At 44.7% G+C, this 19,976-nt stretch carries 17 protein-coding genes; 1 reads left to right on the top strand and 16 read right to left on the bottom strand.

All coding sequences use genetic code 11. From position 1 onward, the window contains the following. Positions 1-4: 4 nt before the first annotated feature. Positions 5-1,507, bottom strand: a complete 1,503-nt coding sequence (locus CSX02_RS09575) for a sugar ABC transporter ATP-binding protein (protein WP_099386533.1) — start codon at positions 1,505-1,507, stop codon at positions 5-7. A gap of 163 nt (positions 1,508-1,670) precedes the next feature. On the opposite strand from CSX02_RS09575, the gene CSX02_RS09570 reads away from it, so the two are divergent. Next, positions 1,671-2,723 (top strand): AraC family transcriptional regulator, encoded by a 1,053-nt coding sequence (locus CSX02_RS09570; RefSeq protein ID WP_099386511.1) that lies wholly within the window; start codon positions 1,671-1,673, stop codon positions 2,721-2,723. Between the two features lie 21 nt (positions 2,724-2,744). On the opposite strand, the gene CSX02_RS09565 is transcribed toward CSX02_RS09570, so the two are convergent. From CSX02_RS09565 to CSX02_RS09495, 15 genes are all read right to left on the bottom strand, one after another. Then, complete coding sequence (locus CSX02_RS09565; protein WP_099386532.1) at positions 2,745-3,761, bottom strand: glycosyltransferase family 2 protein; 1,017 nt, start codon at positions 3,759-3,761, stop codon at positions 2,745-2,747. 16 nt (positions 3,762-3,777) lie between these two features. Then, positions 3,778-4,926: a UDP-galactopyranose mutase gene (gene glf, locus CSX02_RS09560; protein WP_099386510.1), complete on the bottom strand. Its 1,149-nt coding sequence runs from the start codon at positions 4,924-4,926 to the stop codon at positions 3,778-3,780. 48 nt (positions 4,927-4,974) lie between these two features. After that, positions 4,975-5,928, bottom strand: coding sequence for a DNA/RNA non-specific endonuclease (locus CSX02_RS09555; protein ID WP_099386509.1), 954 nt, complete (start codon positions 5,926-5,928; stop codon positions 4,975-4,977). 286 nt (positions 5,929-6,214) lie between these two features. Then, a complete protein-coding gene (gene mutY, locus CSX02_RS09550) occupies positions 6,215-7,300 on the bottom strand; it encodes an A/G-specific adenine glycosylase (RefSeq protein ID WP_242970461.1) in 1,086 nt (361 codons plus the stop codon). Then, a complete protein-coding gene (locus tag CSX02_RS09545) occupies positions 7,300-8,079 on the bottom strand; it encodes a response regulator (protein ID WP_099386508.1) in 780 nt (259 codons plus the stop codon). Before CSX02_RS09545 ends, mutY begins: the two co-directional genes overlap by 1 nt. After that, positions 8,060-9,376 (bottom strand): sensor histidine kinase, encoded by a 1,317-nt coding sequence (locus tag CSX02_RS09540; RefSeq protein ID WP_099386507.1) that lies wholly within the window; start codon positions 9,374-9,376, stop codon positions 8,060-8,062. Before CSX02_RS09540 ends, CSX02_RS09545 begins: the two co-directional genes overlap by 20 nt. A gap of 135 nt (positions 9,377-9,511) precedes the next feature. Then, positions 9,512-10,315: an enoyl-CoA hydratase-related protein gene (locus CSX02_RS09535; protein ID WP_031544943.1), complete on the bottom strand. Its 804-nt coding sequence runs from the start codon at positions 10,313-10,315 to the stop codon at positions 9,512-9,514. A 69-nt stretch (positions 10,316-10,384) separates the two neighbouring features. Continuing rightward, positions 10,385-10,966, bottom strand: coding sequence for a flavin reductase family protein (locus CSX02_RS09530; RefSeq protein WP_099386506.1), 582 nt, complete (start codon positions 10,964-10,966; stop codon positions 10,385-10,387). Positions 10,967-10,974: 8 nt separating this feature from the next. Beyond that, positions 10,975-12,285, bottom strand: coding sequence for an alpha-amylase family glycosyl hydrolase (locus CSX02_RS09525; RefSeq protein ID WP_099386505.1), 1,311 nt, complete (start codon positions 12,283-12,285; stop codon positions 10,975-10,977). Between the two features lie 9 nt (positions 12,286-12,294). Next, entirely contained in the window at positions 12,295-14,631 is a 2,337-nt protein-coding gene (gene lon / locus CSX02_RS09520) for an endopeptidase La (RefSeq protein WP_099386504.1), read from the bottom strand. 56 nt (positions 14,632-14,687) lie between these two features. Then, entirely contained in the window at positions 14,688-15,986 is a 1,299-nt protein-coding gene (gene clpX / locus CSX02_RS09515; protein ID WP_099386503.1) for an ATP-dependent Clp protease ATP-binding subunit ClpX, read from the bottom strand. Between the two features lie 8 nt (positions 15,987-15,994). Continuing rightward, on the bottom strand, positions 15,995-16,579 hold the full coding sequence (clpP, locus tag CSX02_RS09510; protein ID WP_031544934.1) for an ATP-dependent Clp endopeptidase proteolytic subunit ClpP: 585 nt from the start codon (positions 16,577-16,579) through the stop codon (positions 15,995-15,997). A gap of 169 nt (positions 16,580-16,748) precedes the next feature. After that, entirely contained in the window at positions 16,749-18,074 is a 1,326-nt protein-coding gene (gene tig / locus CSX02_RS09505; protein WP_099386502.1) for a trigger factor, read from the bottom strand. Between the two features lie 67 nt (positions 18,075-18,141). Further along, entirely contained in the window at positions 18,142-18,924 is a 783-nt protein-coding gene (locus CSX02_RS09500; RefSeq protein WP_099386501.1) for a class I SAM-dependent methyltransferase, read from the bottom strand. A gap of 8 nt (positions 18,925-18,932) precedes the next feature. Beyond that, a complete protein-coding gene (locus CSX02_RS09495) occupies positions 18,933-19,964 on the bottom strand; it encodes a M42 family metallopeptidase (protein WP_099386500.1) in 1,032 nt (343 codons plus the stop codon). Positions 19,965-19,976 lie beyond the last annotated feature (12 nt).

Genomic DNA, 19,976 nt, shown 5'->3' with positions numbered 1-19,976 from the left:
CTACCTAAATCATATATTGGATGATATCCGCATCAGATAACATTTCGCTGCGCTTAAATTCCATTTTCATTTCGCCATCTTTCATAATAAAGATGCGATCGCTCATTCCAATCAATTCCGGTAATTCCTCAGAAATCATCAAAATTGCTTTACCTTCATTCTTCAGCTGTACCATCAATTGATACATTGCCTGCTTCACACCGATATCCACACCTCTGGTCGGGCAGTCAAGAATCAGGATTTCACTTCCACATCCAATCCATTTTCCGAAAACAACCTTTTGCTTGTTTCCTCCGGAAAGCTGGCTGACAGACTGATTTGGACTCGCACACTTAATTGACAAATTCTCAATCTGTTCTTTTACATATTTTGATTCCTTATGTGCTGTTACTAAGAATCCTCCGATTGCGAAACGATCCATTCCGGCGATTGCAATATTGTCGCGAATGCTGGCTGTCAAGCTAAGTGATTCCGTATCACGGTCCTTTGACACATATCCGATTTCCTGTTTCATAGCCACATGCGGATCTGTGATTTTCTTTCCTGTTCCGGTTACCACTTCTCCGCTTTCGAGAGGCAGTGCTCCAAATAAAGCCTTACCCAGCGCATGCATTCCGCATCCTGCCAATCCGCCGATTCCTACGATTTCGCCCTTCTTCAGCTGAAGAGAGATATCTTTTAACTGCTCTTTGTATTTCAGATTCTTTGCTTCAAGAGCAATTTCGTCTAAACTGGTGGCTTTAAAATCGCTGCGATAATAATCACCTTTCAACTCTCGACCAATCATGCTGGTTCGAATCAGATTTGCATCATACTCTTCTTTTGTGAAAGTACGAATCAAATTGCCATCCCGAAGCACAGTCAGGGTATCGCATACCTCCATAATTTCATCTAAGTCATGTGAGATGAAAATAACTGCTTTTCCGTCATCTCTAAACTTCTTAATCAGTCGATACATGATTTCGCGACCATCATGAGATAATGCGGTACTTGTCTCATCAATCACCAAAATGCTTGGATTCTTGCGCACCACCTTTGCGATTTCTACCAGTTTGCGTGTCTGAAAATCCAATGCACTCATTGGCATATCACCGGTGACAGACGTCACACCAATTGCTTCCATTGCTTCCGTTGCCTTTTGAAACATCGCTTTTTTATTCACCCAGCCCAACCGGTTGGTAAACGGATCAAGTTCGCCGAGGAAAATGCTCTCGCCAACGGTAATCCCTGCAATGGTTCCGCTTTCCTGCACAACCATTCCGATTCCGTTATCCAAAGCATCAATCATGCTCTGAGGCGCCCATGCTTTGTTCTTAAAAATCATTTCACCGGAATTTGCTTTTTGCATTCCTGCTGCAATGGATGAGATGGTGGACTTTCCGGATCCGTTTTCGCCGATCAATCCGCGAATTTCTCCCGGATATACTGCCAAATCCACCTCAGACAGTGCAGTCACGCTTCCGAACTTCTTTGTTATTTTTTTCATTTGAAGGATTGGTTCAACCATATTCATGCTGCCCCCTTGGTGCTTGTTTGTTTGTTAACTTCATTATAGTTTTCTGTCAAAAAGATATAATTCACAAAATCGCTCATATATATTGACTACTTTGATATAAAATGTTAAGATACATCATATTTTATGACTGTATTTGACTTAATGGGAGAATCAGATGAATATCCAGGATTTAAGATTAAAAATTTATGAGTACAATGAAGAGGAAAAGTTTTACAAGGAGCAGTATCTGGCCCGCCAAAGCGGAAAGATCCATCAATTCATCAATCATTGCGATATTGATGATGTGATCAAACGTCATCTTCTGCTTCCGGAGGTAAAGGAAACCGTTCCGGGCAAATACCTGGACTCTTTCTTTTTTGACCTGACGGACAATGCCAGTATTGTGGTTCAAAAGCACAATCGCTACAGCCCGGACCTGCTCCACACACATACATTCTTCGAGCTCGTATATGTCTATGACGGCAATTGTACCCAGGAGATTTCCGGCCAGACCATCCGCATGCAAAGCGGGGACATTTGTATTGTGCCGCCGGGAATTGAGCACAAGATTTCCGTATTTGATGACAGCATTATTTTCAATATTATGCTGCGAAGAGACACCTTACACAGCATGTTTTATGTTTTTTTGAACACGCCAAACCTGCTGTCCTCATTCTTTTTAAACAATATTTATGCCGGTAGAGCAAATGACTATATCCTCTTCCATTCCGGTTCGGATATTTTTTTGAGAGACTCTTTTATCCATATGTATTGCGAGAGCCTGAATCATCAGAAATACTTTTATCAGTGCATCACCAACACCTTGCTTCTGGACTTTTATCTCATTGTTCGCAATTACGGGGATTCAGTAGAAATGCCATATTTCCGCAATCGTTCGGATGTGCAGCGCTATGCGCTTCTGCAATATCTTCAGGATAATTATCGCGATATTACACTTGCGGAACTGGCGGATAAATTTCATTATACGAGTGAATATACTTCACGTTTGATCAAAGAACTGACCGGGAAGACCTATACAGAAATCCTGCGCACCATTCGCATCGAACGGTCTCAGGATCTTTTGGAAAATACCACTATGACAGTGGCAAATATTGCCGAAGCGACAGGCTATGATTCGCCGGAACATTATATCCGACAATTTAAAAAGCATACCGGAATGACGCCTTCCGCATTTCGCAAGCAATCTGCTTTACGGCGCATTCGATAGTATGCTTTCATGAAATCTTTTTTAGTTAAATCCGACCACTTTCTGGGAAATGCGATATGCTGCAACGGAAATCTTGCGTCCGCCTTTTCCCGGAAGATTCATGGTTGTACCCATGATGCCTTTGCGCAATTTGCGGTAAAGGCGAATATCATAATTCTTAATATATTCCCAAAGTTCCTTTTTCTTTTGCAGATTCTCTTCTGTGCCGGATTTGATCAACATAATGGTCGATACAATGGTGATAATCTCAAGATAGTTGAACATGTATTTGCGGCATTTGAGATTACGCACCTTCGTCAAATCCACATCCTCAATCATAATCTTGTTGACACGCAATTGCTGATCGATTCTGCTGATCATAACTGCTTCATTGACAGACTGATCGTCTCGGCCGATGAAGTAACGGTAAAAATCAACATCCATATAATAAATACTCTTTACATATGGCAATGGCTTATAGACATAAATATTGTCTACATAGAAAGTGTGCTTCGGCAATTCAAGCTTGCAGTCACGCAACATCTGTGTACGATAAATAACAGAATGCATCAGGATATAATGTCCCTTGTGGAATCTGCGCACATCACTCCAGGTGAATACGCGGTTAACCGGAAATCCGGTCTGACGCATGACTTTCTTGTGCTTTGCCCCCTCCTTTTCATATACATAATTTGCGAGGAACATATCAATCAGTTCGTCCTTTTCGACGAAAGAACGGATTGTAGAAAGCATTGCCTTGTATGCATCCGGATCAACCCAGTCATCGGAATCAACCACCTTGAAATACAACCCTGTTGCATTGCGAAGTCCGGTATTGACAGCCTCTCCGTGTCCGCCGTTTTCCTGATGAATTGCCTTTACGATATTCGGATACTGTGCCGCATAGCGGTCTGCGATCTCTGCCGTATTGTCCTTCGTGGAACCATCATCCACGATGATGATTTCGATATCTTCCCCTCCAATTAAAATGGAATCAATGCATTTTTCCATATATGCTGCAGAATTGTAGCATGGAATTGCAAATGATAATAATTTCATATTCATAATCTGCCTCCTAGAGCAATGTACGCGCAAGTTCCATCGCCTTGAGTGTCATCGCATCAATATTGTAATATTTGTATTCCGCAAGTCTGCCGAGCAAATGGAAATTGCCAAATTCTTCCGTCATGGTCTTGTATTTGCCGTAGAGCTTTTCGTTATCTTCATTCAGAATTGCATAATACGGGATTTCATTCTTTGCACCGGTATAGGCAAACGGATATTCACGCACAATTGTGGTGCCGTTTGTATTTTTCTGTCCGGTCAGGAATTTGAATTCGGTAATACGTGTAAAATCTTCGCTGACCGTATAATTGACTACGGAATGTCCCTGGAAGGAATCCTGATCAAGATGTTCGAATTTGAAATCCAGACTGCGGTAAGGCAAACGGCCAAAACGCAAATGGAACAATTCATCAATCGCTCCGGTATAAATCACATTACCGGTAAATTCTTCGCCTTCGAAATAAATCTTGCGATCTTCAAACGAAAGCACATCCAGGCAGTCTGTATTCAGACGCACTTCTATATTTGGATGATCCAGCATCTTTTCAAACATCGGTGTAAATCCGTCAATCGGAACACTCTGATATTTGTCTTTGAAATATCGATTGTCATATGAAATGACAACAGGTACGCGGCCGGTTACTTCCGGAGAAATTTCTTCCGGTTTCTGGCCCCATTGCTTCATGGTATAACGCAAAAATACATTCTGATATACATATTCTGCAATTTCACGTACATCCGGATCCTCGTTCTCACGCAATTTCATAATCGGGACACGGCTGCCCTCACCATATTCCGCAATCAGCTTTTGCTCCAGACGGTCTGCCTTTTCCTTCTCATAAACCATATGCAATGTATTTAAGTTGAATGGAACCGGAATCAGCTGGTCTGCCACTTTTGCGACCACTTCATGTCCAAAATCATACCAGTCCGTGAAGCGTGACAGAAATTCACGCACAGATTCTTCTCCGGTATGGAAGATATGCGGTCCGTATGTATGAATCAAAATTCCGTAATCATCCAGTTCGTCATAGCAGTTGCCACCGATATGATTGCGTCTTTCGATGACAAGAACCTTTTGATTTCCCTCCTCAGCGAGGATACGTGCTGCGGTTGCACCGGCAATTCCGGCGCCCACAATAATCGTATTGTAATTCATTTTGATATTCTAATCTCCTTTAAGATTTTTTATTTCCCAACTTGAACATTATACTGTATTTGCGCAACAAGCACAATCCGCATTTTGTCCCAGACAAATGCCGCACAGATGATATCCGTTTTCCAGCAGTTCCGAATAATCGCCACGATAAAAGCGGCAATTTTTTCTGCTTATCGTTTTTACCGCTGCGCAACCCTTTTTGTGAATGCATCCTGTATTGATATTGACCACATAATCGTAATCCCCGGATTTCACCCATTCGATGCGATGATATTCCCTGCATTTTCCGGAAGCTACCGCACCGATATAGTCCGTATTTTCCACTTGTGCATTCTCATCCACAATCCGGTTTTTTCCTGTCCGATAATCAATTTCAGCCCCCGGCTGCACATTGTAGACATAAATGCAAAAGCAGATCTTCTCGTCCTCAATGGAAGCCGCCTCCATCAACACGCCGGAAGCCACCAGATTGCGTCCTTCGAAGACCGGTGTCACACGATACAGAACATGATGATGCGTCTTTTCGATATAATCATGCACATAGGATTCAAACGGTTTCATGCCCTGCACATTCATATATGCCGTACCCGTAATCAGATTTCTGTCATTGGCATTTTCACCGGCGAGCGAAAATGCAATCAAATGACAGCGGTGATAAATGCGGTTTTCATTTTCAAAGCCGCTTGGATGGACTGATGAAATATCCTGCCGTTGTTCCTGCGGCATGGTTTCTTCCGAAAGCATTGCATAAGCGCATCCGCATCTTCCGAGCCGGTCCAGTGGCTGGTATTCTTCAAAGTCCTCTCGCCTGCGATCGTCCGAATCAAAAAAAGGTCTGTTTTCATTGACGATTGAAAAGGCCACACCCTGATAATCCGCTACGTCCGACATCACAGCCGGTTCCGATGGCAGATGCCATTTCACCACGGAAAAAATGAATATCAAAAGCAGGCCCGTCAAAATCATTAACAGAACACGATTCTTTTTCTTACTTCTGTTCATAATTTACATTCTCTTTTCTAAAAATCCCCCCGTTTTCCGCATATCATATAGTACCTTAGTCACAACAATTTATTCATATATTGTTTACAATTTCCTAAAATTTATAACACATCAATTTCACATTTCACTTTTACTATATATATTGTAAACAGAAATTAACTTTTTCTTTTTCATACACCCCCGCATCCCCTGGATGCGAGGTCCTCCCAATTATATTTTCTTTTTCATATATCTTTTTTACATCGGACTGATCGCAGCAATGCGGCAGTCCACTTTTTTGTCCTGATTACTTTTCGACTTCCACACCGATATATTGTTTATATGCACGAAATGCCGACGGTATCGAGAATTCGCGCTGCGCCTGTTCCACATCCACATAGAGCAGATCCGTGCCCGCTTCGCCGAGTTCCACCATAACCGCATAGCCTTTCATATGCCACTCAATATGCGTGAAGATATGTTTCGCATCCGTAATCGGACGGATACGAATCGGGCGAAGCCCAAAAGATTTCACTGCTTCAAGCGCTTCCTCCTGTGTACAAAAGCCTTCCACATTCGGGAATTCATACAGTCCCGCCAGCAGTCCTTTGGATGCTCTTTTATGAAAAAAAACACCATCCTGGTTTTGAATCACAAAGACGGTCTTCTCCTCGATTCGGCGAGGACGCTTCGGTGTCTTCACCGGAATCTGATCCCATGTCTGATTCTGACAACTCCGGCAGGAAGCCTGCCACGGACAATCCGCACAGTGCGGTGCGCCATTTGGAACACATACCAGCGCGCCCAGCTCCATCAATGCCTGATTGAGTTCTCCCGGACGGATTCCGTCCAGCGTCAGCCAGTCCGCCAAAAGTGTTTCCACCTGCTTTTTGGTCGATGCCGCAGCAATATCCCATTTGCAATCCATCAGTCGCATCAGCACGCGAAGGACATTTCCGTCCACGGCCGGTTCCGGCAGGCCAAATGCAATGGATGCGATTGCGCCCGCAGTATAGGAGCCGATTCCCTTTAACTGCAGCAATTCTTCTTTGGAGGCCGGAAGCCTGCCGTCAAACTGCTCCATAATCTGCTCCGCCGCCGCATGCAGATTGCGCACTCTGCTGTAATATCCCAGTCCTTCCCACAATTTCAGATAAACAGACTCCGGACAATTTGCAAGCGCCTGCACATCCGGCAGACGCTCCATAAATCTCATATAATATGGTTTGACCGCTTCAACACGTGTTTGCTGAAGCATAATTTCCGAAATCCATACATGATAAGGACTCGGCAGTTCTCGCCACGGCAGTTCGCGCGCATTGGCACGAAACCACTCGCACAGCGCAATCGCATTGCTGCGATGCGCTTCCATAAATGCTTTCGCATGTTCCATTATAAGAATTCTCCTATCGAATCTTCCGCCCAGCTGTACTGCGTCATATATTCTCCGCGGAATGCATTGATTCCCTCGACATTACCGTCTATGTAATCATACATATCACAGCGGAATTTGGACGGATCCACCGCATAGTAGTTCATTTTCTTCACATAAATTTCGGACGCATTCGCATCCTTTAATGCTTTTTCCATTTCACGAAGGATTTTGTTGATATAATCCTGCGTACTTCTCGAATATTCGCGATCTTCAAAAATTGCGGCCGCAAGCTCTTTTTTGGTCACTCCTGCGCCTCTCTTGTCAATCAGATAGGCAAGCACCTCTTTTGATTTTGCGCGGCCAAAATGAATGGATTCTCCATTCACATAAATATCAAACGGACCAAATGTGGTCACACGAATGCCCTCATCCCTGCGCACCACAGGATAGCGCAGATTTTCAAGTTCTTTTGCAATCTGCTTTCCACTGACCGGTTTCATAATATATCCGCTTGCATGCACCTGAAATGCGTCATATGAAAAATCATCATATGCTGTTGCAAATATGACATTGACGGTCGGCTTGATTTTTTTGATTTCTTTTGCCATCTCAATGCCGCCCATCTGTGGCATATGGATGTCGAGAAAAATCACATCCACATTGTTCTCACGAATATATGCAAGCGCATCCATCGGCAGATGAAACGGATGGATTTCCGCATTTGCTTCCACACTGCGGATTTCTTCCACCATCAGTTCCAATTGCGCACGTTCGTCATCAACTGCTAATATAACCATTCGAATCCCCTCCTACCGGAACGACCACAGTTACTTCCGTGCCCTTTCCCGGCTTACTTTTCACCTCGATATGTCCCTTACACATTAATTTCAAACGTTCCTGTACATTTGCCATTCCCAGATGGGCATGGCCGTCCTCTTTCTTTTGTGCAGGTTCAAATCCAACCCCGTCGTCGCGAATGACGACCCTGATTTGATTTCCAATGCGTCTGGATGAAATCCAGATTGTTCCCCCCTCCTCTTTTTTTGAAATACCATGTTTGATTGCATTCTCCACCAACGGCTGAATCGTCAATGGCGGCAGCAAAAAAGTATGCTCCTGCAAATCATATTCCACATGAATTTTGTCAATAAAACGACGCATTTCAAGCGCAATATAATTTTGTGTATGCTCGAGTTCCTTTTCAAAAGGAATACATGTTTTTCGATCGAGTGCATCCAGATTGGTCCGAAGGAAAAAAGACAAATCCACAACCGCTTCCGATGCCTGCTTCGGATCCTTTTTGCACAGATATTTAATCGTACTCAGACAGTTAAACAAAAAATGCGGACCGATTTGCGAGCGCAGAATATCAATCTGTGACTCAAACAATTTCTGCTGTTGTTCTTCGAAATACCGCGATGTACTCTGCTGCGTTCCCATGAACATGACAATTCCGTCCACGAAAAGGAAGAAATTAACAAACGGAAATTGTGGGAAAAAGAATTCAAGCACCCCGCCGATAATTGGAATGATCAGATAAAACAAATGCAGGAATAATCCGTTTTTTTCCCATCGGCTGCGATACCAGATTACAATTCCGAGTTCAATCAGCATGCTCAAAAATGCCAAAGCAGGAGAAAGTACAAATAGCGGTCCGTACTGCAAATGGTTTTGCGCATCCAGGTAATAATAAAAATGATACCGCACGGATAATACCAGCAACAAAATCTCTATGGTATTAATCACATAGACGGCCAGAACCCAGTAGTAAATCCTCTTGTCGCAGTCTTTTCGGATGGTAGTCCACAAATATGCATTGAACTCACAGACTGCAAAATAGCAGAATCCCATTCGCAATATAATACTGATATGCAATAATCCAACCAGAATCGGCACGGTTGTCCCATCCAGTATCATGAAAAATGCATGTGTCAGCAGCAATGTGGAAACAATCAGCTCCAACCCCGCGATACGCCGGTTCATTCTCCGATTTACTTTTCCAATGATTACAATGGTCACCATAAAGACCAGCCCGATTATGGTTCCCCACATCTCCAATGCAATGATTACATTTTTGTTCGGATCCAAAAACATTCGCCGACTCCTCGTTCCCAAATTAACTAAAATTGTTGTATTATTAATTTTAACCCGAAATACCAATATGAGCAAGCAAAAAGGGCTATCGCATGCAAAATGCGACAGCCCCTGCCATTTTTATCTTAAAAAGAATTAGAAATCTGTCAAGGAAGCAGCTCTCTTCTCAAGGAAAGCACCCATTCCTTCTTTCTTGTCATGTGTATCATTTACAACACCGAACAGATTTGCTTCGTTCTCAACTGCATTCTTGATATCCATGTCATAACCGTTGTTGATTGCAGTCTTTGCAAGGGATACTGCGAAGCTTCCCTTTGAAGCGATCTTCTTAGCCATAGCCTTTGCGCTATCCATCAACTCTTCTTTTGCAACAACTTTGTTTACAAGACCGATGCGATATGCTTCGTTTGCATCAATATTGTCACAGGTAAAGATCAATTCCTTTGCGCGTCCCATTCCGATCAGGCGGGCAAGTCTCTGGGTGCCACCGAATCCAGGAATGATTCCAAGGCCGGTCTCAGGCTGTCCAAAGATTGCATTGTCGGCTGCAATACGAATATCGCAGGCCATAGCGATCTCACATCCGCCGCCAAGTGCAAATCCGTTTACTGCAGCGATGGTCACCTGACGCATCTCTGATAATTTAAAGAACGGAGTAGCAGCGGTGATACCAAATGCTCTTGCTTCCGGAGCGGTAAAGTTTACCATCTCGGAGATATCTGCACCGGCTACAAATGATTTATATGGGTTATCCTTCTTGTCAGGACCACCTGTCAAAATAAGAACCTTAACATCATCCATTGCTTCAATTTCGTTCAAAGCAACAGTCAGCTCCTTTAAGGTCTCAGTATTTAATGCATTCAATGCTGCAGGACGAGAAATTGTAAGGACTGCAACTTCATCTTCCACCGAAAACTGTAAGTTCTTAAACTCTGTCATGTTTTCACCCTCCTAGTATTTGACAAATTTTTAACGATATATTCACAATACTATAATGCCCATTTTTTGTCAAGTGGATTTCTTTTTCTTGCGCACAGAATATCCAAAACTTCCGAGCTTTTCGCCGAGAAGAAAATATTCGCCGTGTGAGTATGTCACAAGCTGTGCATCGTTTAGCTCAAATTTGCCATTTTCATCCATATAGCGCTCATCAACGCTCACGCCCGTCACCTCTGCCAAAAACATATGATGGCTACCGAGTTCGAGCACTTCTTTGACCCTGCATCCGATGTTTACGGGGCTTTCCTCGATGGCCGGTGCGCTGCAATGGGAAAGCACCAGCGGTGTCAGTTTGCATTCCTTAAATTTGTCGACATCGCGCCCGCTCTTGACTCCGCAAATGTCACAGGCTCTGACCAGATCTTTGGTGGTCAGATTGATGACAAATTCTTTATGCTTGCGCAACAGTTCATACGAATAGCGGCTCGGCCGTACCGAAATTGAAACCATTGCAGGATTCGTACATACGGTTCCCGCCCATGCCACGGTGATAATATTCGGGGGATCATTTTCTTCCATTCCCGCCACACTGACCATTACGGCCGGAAGCGGATATAACATATTTCCCGGTTTCCAATCCTGTCTGTTCATAATCTCTCCTAGCTTTCCGGTTTTAAAATATAACATTGATATGGCTGCATCATAAATCCGTTCTGCATCACAATCCGCTCATTCGAAATCAAATTTCTTGCATAATCTGCACCGATTTCAAAGTTCGGATAATATTCATGATCCGAAATATTAACGCAGACATAAATGCGTTCCCCTTCTGTTTCACGCAGGAAAACACATGCCTCATTCGTCAAAACAACAGAATAAAAGGCGCCTTCGCGAATTGCACGGCTGTCTTTACGAATTCGGATCAATCCTGCAATCCACTCTGTCAGATCATTCCAGACCGGTGTCTCGTAATATTTACGGATATCGCGGTCTTCGTTTCCTTTTTTGCCTTTTGCACCCCATTCACTGCCGTAATAGATGCAAGGGATTCCCGGCATGGCAATCATCAGTGTATAAATTGCCTTCAGATGATTTGGATTCTGTAAAATGCTGGCCACGCGCTCCGTGTCATGATTGTCGACAAAATTCAGCAGTTTCTTGCCCTTGTAAAGGGTCCATTCTTCCGGCCCGAACTGGCGCAGAAGCGAATGCACAATCTCAAAAAGATTGTGGGAATTGCAGCTCGAATACAGTCCTTTATAACATTCATAATTGGTCACGGAATGGAGCATATCCGGCTGTGTCAGCTGATTATAATCTCCATGCAGCATCTCGCCAACCAAAAAGAAATCATCCTTTTTCGCATCGCAATAGGCGCGCAGGCGACGGATAAAATCATGGTCGAGGCTATATGCCACATCCAGCCGCAGACCGTCAATATCGAATTCATCAATCCACTGCCCCACTGCGGAAAGCAGATAATCCACTACCGCAGGATTACGCAGATTGAGTTTCACCATATTGTTATAACCTTCCCAGCCCTCATACCAGAATCCGTCATGGTACTCCGTATCACCGCCGAAATCAATTCTGTAAAACCAGTCCAGATATTGTGACTGCTCACGATTCTTTCTCACATCCTCAAATGCGAAAAAACCGCGTCCGACATGATTGAAGACGCCATCGAGCACCACTTTGATTCCTGCCTCGTGCAAGGCCTTGCAGACTTTCGCAAAGTCTTTATTGGTCCCGAGACGGGTGTCAATCTTGAGATAGTCGCGTGTATTATATCCGTGGCTGTCCGATTCGAACAACGGAGAAAAATACAGCGCATTGATTCCGAGTTTTTGCATATGTGCAATCCAGTCCAGCACATGCAGGATGCGTGATTGCGCAATTCCGTCATTTTCATATGGCGCGCCGCAAAAACCCAAAGGATAGATTTGATAAAATACACGATCCGACCACATAACACCCTCCTATTTTTTCTTTTTCACAAATGATAATGCAATATTTTCTTTTACGCTTTCCGTCGCAATAATTTCCAGTCCGGCCTTGATTTCGTCATCAATTTCCTCAAGGTCCCGCAAATTATCTCTCGGAATGCATACGGTCTTCATGCCCGCCATATTTGCAGCGAGAAGTTTCTCTTTTAAGCCACCGATTGCAAGTACGCGGCCGCGTAAAGTCACCTCTCCCGTCATTGCGATATCCGAGCGGACCGGAATTTCAACCACGGCAGACAGTAACGCACAGGTCAGTGTCACACCGGCAGACGGACCGTCCTTCGGGGTTGCGCCTTCCGGGATGTGAATATGGATGTCATGCGTCTCAAAGAAATCCGCATTGACATGATATTCCGGCGCAATGGAGCGCACATAGGAAAGCGCCGTCTGTGCAGACTCTTTCATGACATCTCCCAGTTTTCCCGTCAACATCAGATGACCTTTGCCCGGCAGAATGTTGACTTCGACTTCAAGTGTCACCCCGCCAACCGCAGTCCATGCAAGTCCGCGTACAATTCCGATGTCGGATTTTTTATTTTTCTTTTCCGGAAGATAACGCACCGGACCGAGAAATTCTTTCAGTCCTGTCGCTGCAACGGAAATTTTGCCTTCTTCGCCTTCATAGACACGTCTGGCCGCCTTTCGGCAGATGGATCCGATTTTGCGCTCGAGGTCACGCACGCCCGCTTCTCTCGTATAGCCCGAGATAATTTCGCGTATTGCGCGGTCCTGAATCTGCAATTGATTTTTCTTCAGGCCATTCTTGCTTCTTTGCTTGTCCACGAGATAATTCTTTGCGATATGGAATTTCTCATTTGCGGTATATCCCGGAATCTCAATGATTTCCATACGGTCAAGCAGCGGTTTTGGAATCGCGCCTCTGTCATTGGCTGTCGCAATGAAAAGAACATCCGACAGATCGACAGGCAGTTCCACATAATGATCGCGGAATCTTGCATTTTGCTCACTGTCAAGCACTTCGAGCAATGCTGCGGAAGTATCACCGCGATGATCGGATGATGCCTTGTCAATCTCATCCAAAAGCATCAGTGGATTGCGTACACCGGCCTGTTTGAGCCCCTCTATGATGCGTCCCGGCATGGCACCGACATAAGTCTTTCTGTGTCCGCGGATTTCCGCTTCATCGCGCACACCGCCGAGACTGATGCGCACGTATTCTTTGCCGACTGCGCGGGCAATGGAATGTGCAATCGATGTCTTTCCGCATCCCGGTGGTCCAACCAGACACAAAATCGGTGCGTCTCCCTTTTCGGTCAGATTGCGGACTGCCAAAAATTCCAATACACGTTCTTTGACATCCTTTAATCCATAATGGTCCTCCTCGAGTATGTTCTGTGCCTCCTGCAAATCCTTATGATCCGTGGTTGCACGATTCCATGGGAGTTCCAACAATGTCTCGATATATCCGCGCGTCACGGAGCTTTCGGAGGAGTTGTCATTCAGACTCTCCAAACGCTTGATTTCTTTATTCAGGCGTGCTTTGACATCCTCAGGCGCGTCGAGCATTTCCACCTTTTTGCGGTATTCATCGATCTCCGATTCGTCATCCTTCGTACCAAGCTCTTCACGAATCTGTGCCATCTGCTCACGCAGAACATATTCTCTTTGATGTTTGTCCACGCGTTCCTTGACTTTTTGCTGAAATTCTTCTTTGTATGCACTGACTTCCGTCTCAGTGAAGAGCAGGGTCAGCAGTTCTTCATACCGTGCGGTCAGCGAAATGGCATCCAGAATCTTTTGTTTGTCCGGATAGCTGACCGGAAGGGAATTCGCAATATAATCAATTAATTTGGACAGATCGGAGATTTCCTTGACGCGCTTTCTGCGCTCCGGTGCGATATGTCCGTTTGCATCCGCATATTTGAAGAAGGTTTCCTGAATGCTTTCCACCATTGCTTTCTCAGCCTGGACAGGCAAATCTTCCTCATAATAGTCTTCATGCACAATCACATTTGCTTCCAGATATTCTTCACGGTCGGTAAATTCACACAATTCGGCACGCTTTTTGCCATCGATGAGAATTCTGACCACAGAATTGCGCATGCGGATAACCTGCTTCACCTCAGCATACAGTCCCACATGATACAGGTCATCGATGGTTGGATTCTCTTCCTGTATATCGCACTGTGTCACGACAAAAATCATGCGATCGCCCTCCATTGCAGCTTCCACAGCGCGCATAGAGCGATCCCTTGATACATCAAAATGGGTAATCATCCCCGGCAATATTGTCATGCCGCGCAATGCGACTGCCGGTATTTTTTCGATTGTCTGTTTCGTTTCATCCATATTGTCGTTCCTTTACAAAAAAGAACCCGCCATGACGCGAGTTCTTTTATTTGTCCTTATGATGCAGCCTTTGGAGACTTGTCTGCGTCTTCAATCAGGGGTGTATCGCCCTTTTCCTGCGCATCGATTCTTAAATTCTCTTCCACAATCTGATCGGTGATTTCGACGCGGGAGATTGTCTCATCGGAAGGAATTCGATACATCAAATCAAGCATAACCGCTTCCATGATTGCACGCAAGCCACGCGCACCGGTCTTGCGCTCAAGCGCTTTGTCAGCGATTGCACCGATTGCATCCTCTGTAAACGTGAGTCCCACACCATCGAGTTCGAACAGTTTGGTATATTGTTTTACCAATGAATTCTTTGGCTCATTCAAAATCCGGACAAGCGCATCGCGATCCAGTGCATCCAGTGATACCGTAATCGGCACACGACCGATAAATTCCGGAATCAGTCCGAATTTCACGAAATCCTGCGGCAGAGCATGCTTAAATGCCTCTCCGACATTCATTTCGTCTTTTACTTTGACCTCACCCATGAATCCGATGGATTTCTGATCCATACGCTTCTCGATGATTTTCTCAAGGCCGTCAAACGCACCACCGCAGATAAATAAAATATTGGTGGTATCGATTGGAATCAGTTCCTGCTGCGGATGCTTTCTGCCGCCCTGAGGCGGTACAGATGCAAGCGTACCTTCAAGAATCTTAAGCAATGCCTGCTGTACACCTTCGCCGGATACATCACGGGTGATGGAAACATTCTCGGATTTTTTGGTAATCTTGTCAATCTCATCGATGTATACGATTCCATGCTCCGCACGCTCGATATCATAATCTGCTGCCTGAATCAGTTTCAGCAGAATATTTTCAACATCTTCACCGACATAACCGGCTTCGGTCAATGTCGTCGCATCGGCAATTGCAAACGGTACATTCAATACTCTTGCCAATGTCTGCGCAAGTAAAGTCTTGCCGGAACCGGTCGGTCCAAGCATCAGAATATTACTCTTTTGCAATTCCACACCGGTAGTCGGGCCTGCCAGAACACGCTTATAATGATTATAAACGGCTACCGAAAGCACCTTCTTCGCCTGATCCTGTCCAATGACATACTCATCCAGAAAAGCTTTTAATTCTTCCGGCTTTACCAGATTAATCTCGGAAGAGGCATCTTTGGTATTCTTTTTGTTTGCATCGAGCTCTTCTTCCATGATGATTTCATTGCAGATGTCAATACATTCATCACAGATAAATGCTCCGCCCGGACCGGAAATCATCCGGCCTACCTGATGCTGATTCTTTCCACAAAAGGAACAAAATACAAGTTCCTCATCATTCTTCTTTCCTGCCATATTATCTCCTATGCACGGTTTGTGATAACCTGATCGATCAGGCCATATTCCAATGCTTCCTGTGCGCTCAAATAATGATCGCGCTCGGTATCCGCAGCGATTGTCTCGAACGGCTTACCTGTATTTGCAGCAAGGATTTCATTCAAACGCTTCTTTGTCTTTAAAATATTCTCTGCTGCGATTTCGATTTCGGTTGCCTGTCCCTTTGCACCACCGCTTGGCTGATGAATCATAATCTCAGCATTCGGCAATGCGAAACGTTTCCCCTTTGCGCCGCCTGCAAGCAGAAAAGCGCCCATGGATGCTGCAAGTCCGATACAAATTGTAGAGACATCACACTTGATATACTGCATGGTATCATAGATTGCAAGACCTGCGGTCACCATTCCGCCCGGGGAGTTGATATAAAGATGAATATCCTTGCCCGGATCCTCTGATTCTAAAAATAATAACTGCGCAATTACAAGACTTGCGGTTGTTTCGTTCACTTCTTCTCCAAGAAAAATGATACGATCTTTCAACAGACGCGAATAAATGTCATAGCTACGCTCACCACGACCGGTCTGTTCAATGACATATGGTACTAAACTCATTCCTCTTACCTCCTACACTCTGAACATCTATTATTATATATCGAAACAGGGAATATAAAAATAAAGTATGTGTGAAAAATTCTAAAAATTTAAAATTCCCCTAAAAATCACATAAAGACCGGCACAGAATTTCTGCGCCAGTCTGCTATGTATCGCTATATCCGTACGATTATGCTTCTGCAGCGTCCTCAGTCTTCTTCTTAGGCTTAGCGCGCTCCTTCACATTTTCCATAATCAAGTCTGCAGCCTTTGAAAGTGCAAGTTCTTTCTTCATGGATTCCTTCTCGGCATCTCCCATATATTCCTTGAGCTTGTCAGCTTCCATTCCATACATCGTTGCCATTCTTTCGATTTCGGCATTGATGTCATCTTCGGTTACTTCGATATTCTCTTCCTTAGCGATCTGCTCCAATACAAGAGAACTCTGGATACGTGAAGTTGCCTCAGGGCGAACCTGCTCTCTGAACTGCTCCATGGTCTGTCCTGAGAACTGCATGTACTGCTCAAGAGAAAGACCACTCTGTGCCAGACGCTGTGCAAATTCTTCTACCATTGAGTCGCACTGTGTATCAATCATAGCTGCAGGAATGTCCATCTTGGACTTGTCGATGATCTTCTGGATTGCTTCATCTTCCTGCTCTTTTCTTACGCTGTTCTTCTTGTTGTTCTCAAGCTTTGTCTTGAGATCAGCCTTGTATTCCTCAAGAGTCTCGAACTCAGAAACATCTGATGCAAACTCATCATTTAATTCAGGAAGTTCCTTTGCTTTGATCTCGTTTACTTTAACCTTGAATACAGCCGGCTTTCCTGCAAGGTCAGTTGCCTGATATTCTGCCGGGAAAGTTACATTAACATCAAATTCATCTCCGACATTCTTGCCAACGATCTGGTCTTCGAATGTATCGATGAAGCTGTGTGAGCCAAGCTCTAATGAATGGTTCTCGCCCTTTCCGCCTTCGAATGCAACACCATCTACGAATCCTTCGAAATCGATCACAGCGGTATCACCCATCTGTGCAGCACGATCGGTAACGCTTACGGTACGTGCGTTCTGGTTGCGCTCATTCTCAAGTGCCTCTGCTACTTCATCATCAGATACGGTAGTATCCTGCTTTGTAACAGTTACGCCCATGTATTTGCCAAGAGTAACTTCCGGACGAACAGCAACTTCTGCTGTAAAGATGAATGGCTTACCCTTTTCAATCTGGGTAACATCTACGGTTGGACGGGATACGATATCAAGACCGCTCTCATCAACTGCTGCCGGATAATTGTCCTGCATCAATTTATTTGCAGCATCCTCATAAAATACAGAAGGTCCGTACATCTTCTCAACCATTGCTCTCGGAACCTTTCCTTTACGGAAGCCAGGAACACTGATCTGCTTCTTCTGTCTGTTATAAGAATAGTCTAATGCTTTCTCTAATTCCTCGGCTGAAACTTCAATCGTAAGCTTCGCCATGTTGTGCTCAAGATTTTCAACCTTAACGCTCATTTCTCGTTTCTCCTATCTAATATCTATCTTTGCTTATGGGCATAGTACACCCGCGCATTCCAAGGCATTATACCATATAATCCGATACTTGGCTAGTACTAATTTTGACTGCCCTGGTTGCAAGAAACGAATTGATTCCGAGTTCATGCAGTCGACCTTCTCCGTTGGTGTCTTCATACAGTGCATTCAGGATGAAGCCCGCCTCCAGCTGACCACCAATCTGTTCCTCGATGGTATGTGAAAATTGCATTCCGCAATCCTGTTCCTCCAGCTGCTTTCTCTGCTCTTCATTTGTCAGCGGGTCAAACGGCATTTGATTGACAATGCGCTCTTCCTCTTCATCCACCAGAAAATTGACACCGTTGTCGAGACCGGACAAAAGGACGCCGCCCTCTTTGAGCACACGATAGCATTCCTTAAAAATCGGCTTTACTTCTTTTACATAAACATTGGAAACCGGATGAAAAATCAGATCAAAGGTCTCATCTTCAAACGGAAGCGGTTGGCTCATATCGGCGCGAATGATTCTGATGTCATATCCTTCCCGCTCTGCCACTGCCTTTTCGCTTTCAATCTGCTTTGACGAATAATCCAGCACGGTGCAGTCTGCGCCAAGTGCCGCAAAAATCGGCATCTGCTGTCCGCCACCACTTGCCAGACCGAGAATCTTTTTTCCTTTCAAATCGCCAAACCATGCATGCGGTACCAGCCTGGTCGGAGTCAGCAGGACATCCCACTCTCCTCTTTGCGCCTTTTCATAGGTCTCATGTGAGATGGCAATGCCCCACTCCCATCCTTCTTCAATCCAACGATCGATTGTTTCTGCATTGATTTCCTGATAAGTTTTCATAGTCACTCCTATTTACAATAGGCAACAAGGAGCTTTAAGGTGTTTTCCACGCCGTCTTTATGGCTTCTCTCATAGCCGTGAGAGGCATATACCCCTGATCCGATCAATCCATGACGGATTTCATAACCGGCTGATAATGTCACATCGACATCCGACCCGTAGAACGGATAAACATCCACTGCGAAATCCAGTTTCTGCTCCTTTGCTGCTTTCATTAATCCTGTCACCACATCATAATTGTATGGTCCGTTGGAATCCTTGGCACATATGGATACCTGATGCTCGGTACAGTTTAATCCTTCGCCGACACATCCCATATCCACAGAGATCATCTCTTTGACGCCTTCCGGAATGGAAGATGCGCCGCCGTGTCCGACTTCTTCATATACTGTGATGTAATGATACATTTTGTGTTCCAGTGTAATTTTTTCTTCTTTCAGATATTTCGCATATCCGAGAAGAATTCCCACGCTCAATTTGTCATCGAGGAAACGGCTCTTGATATAGCCGCTCTCTGTGATTCTTGTGCGCGGTTCAAAACAAACCACATCTCCTACGCTGATACCAAGCTTTTCGGTATCTTCTTTGGAAGCAACTTTCTCATCGAGAACGACTTCCATACAATCCCATCCACGGGTTGTTTCATTATATTCTTTGTTGACATGAATCGAAGCATTGTCCATCTGGAAGGTACCTTCGTAGATTCCGTCAAATTTCGTCACAATGCGTACATTCTCAGCCTCTGCATTGTTCGGATTCATTCCGCCAAGCGGAGACAGGCGCAAATTGCCATTGGATTTGATTTCCTTTACCATTCCGCCGAGGGTATCGCAGTGCGCAGCGAGGACGATTGCATCGTCCTCCTGTTTCCCGCCGATTTCCACAAGGACACTGCCCTTTGTGGTGATGGTTGCTTTGTATCCGAGCTTCTCATATTCGCCTGCGACATAGCGCGCCGCATTGGCCGTATAGCCGGTCGGACTGTCGATGGCAAGCACTGCCTGAGTTTGTTCCAGAATATAATCAAGATATGGTTTCATTGTTTCTCCTTT

Source organism: Agathobacter ruminis (assembly GCF_002735305.1).
GTDB classification, from domain to species: domain Bacteria; phylum Bacillota; class Clostridia; order Lachnospirales; family Lachnospiraceae; genus Roseburia; species Roseburia ruminis.
This window is presented reverse-complemented; position numbering and strand designations above follow the sequence as displayed.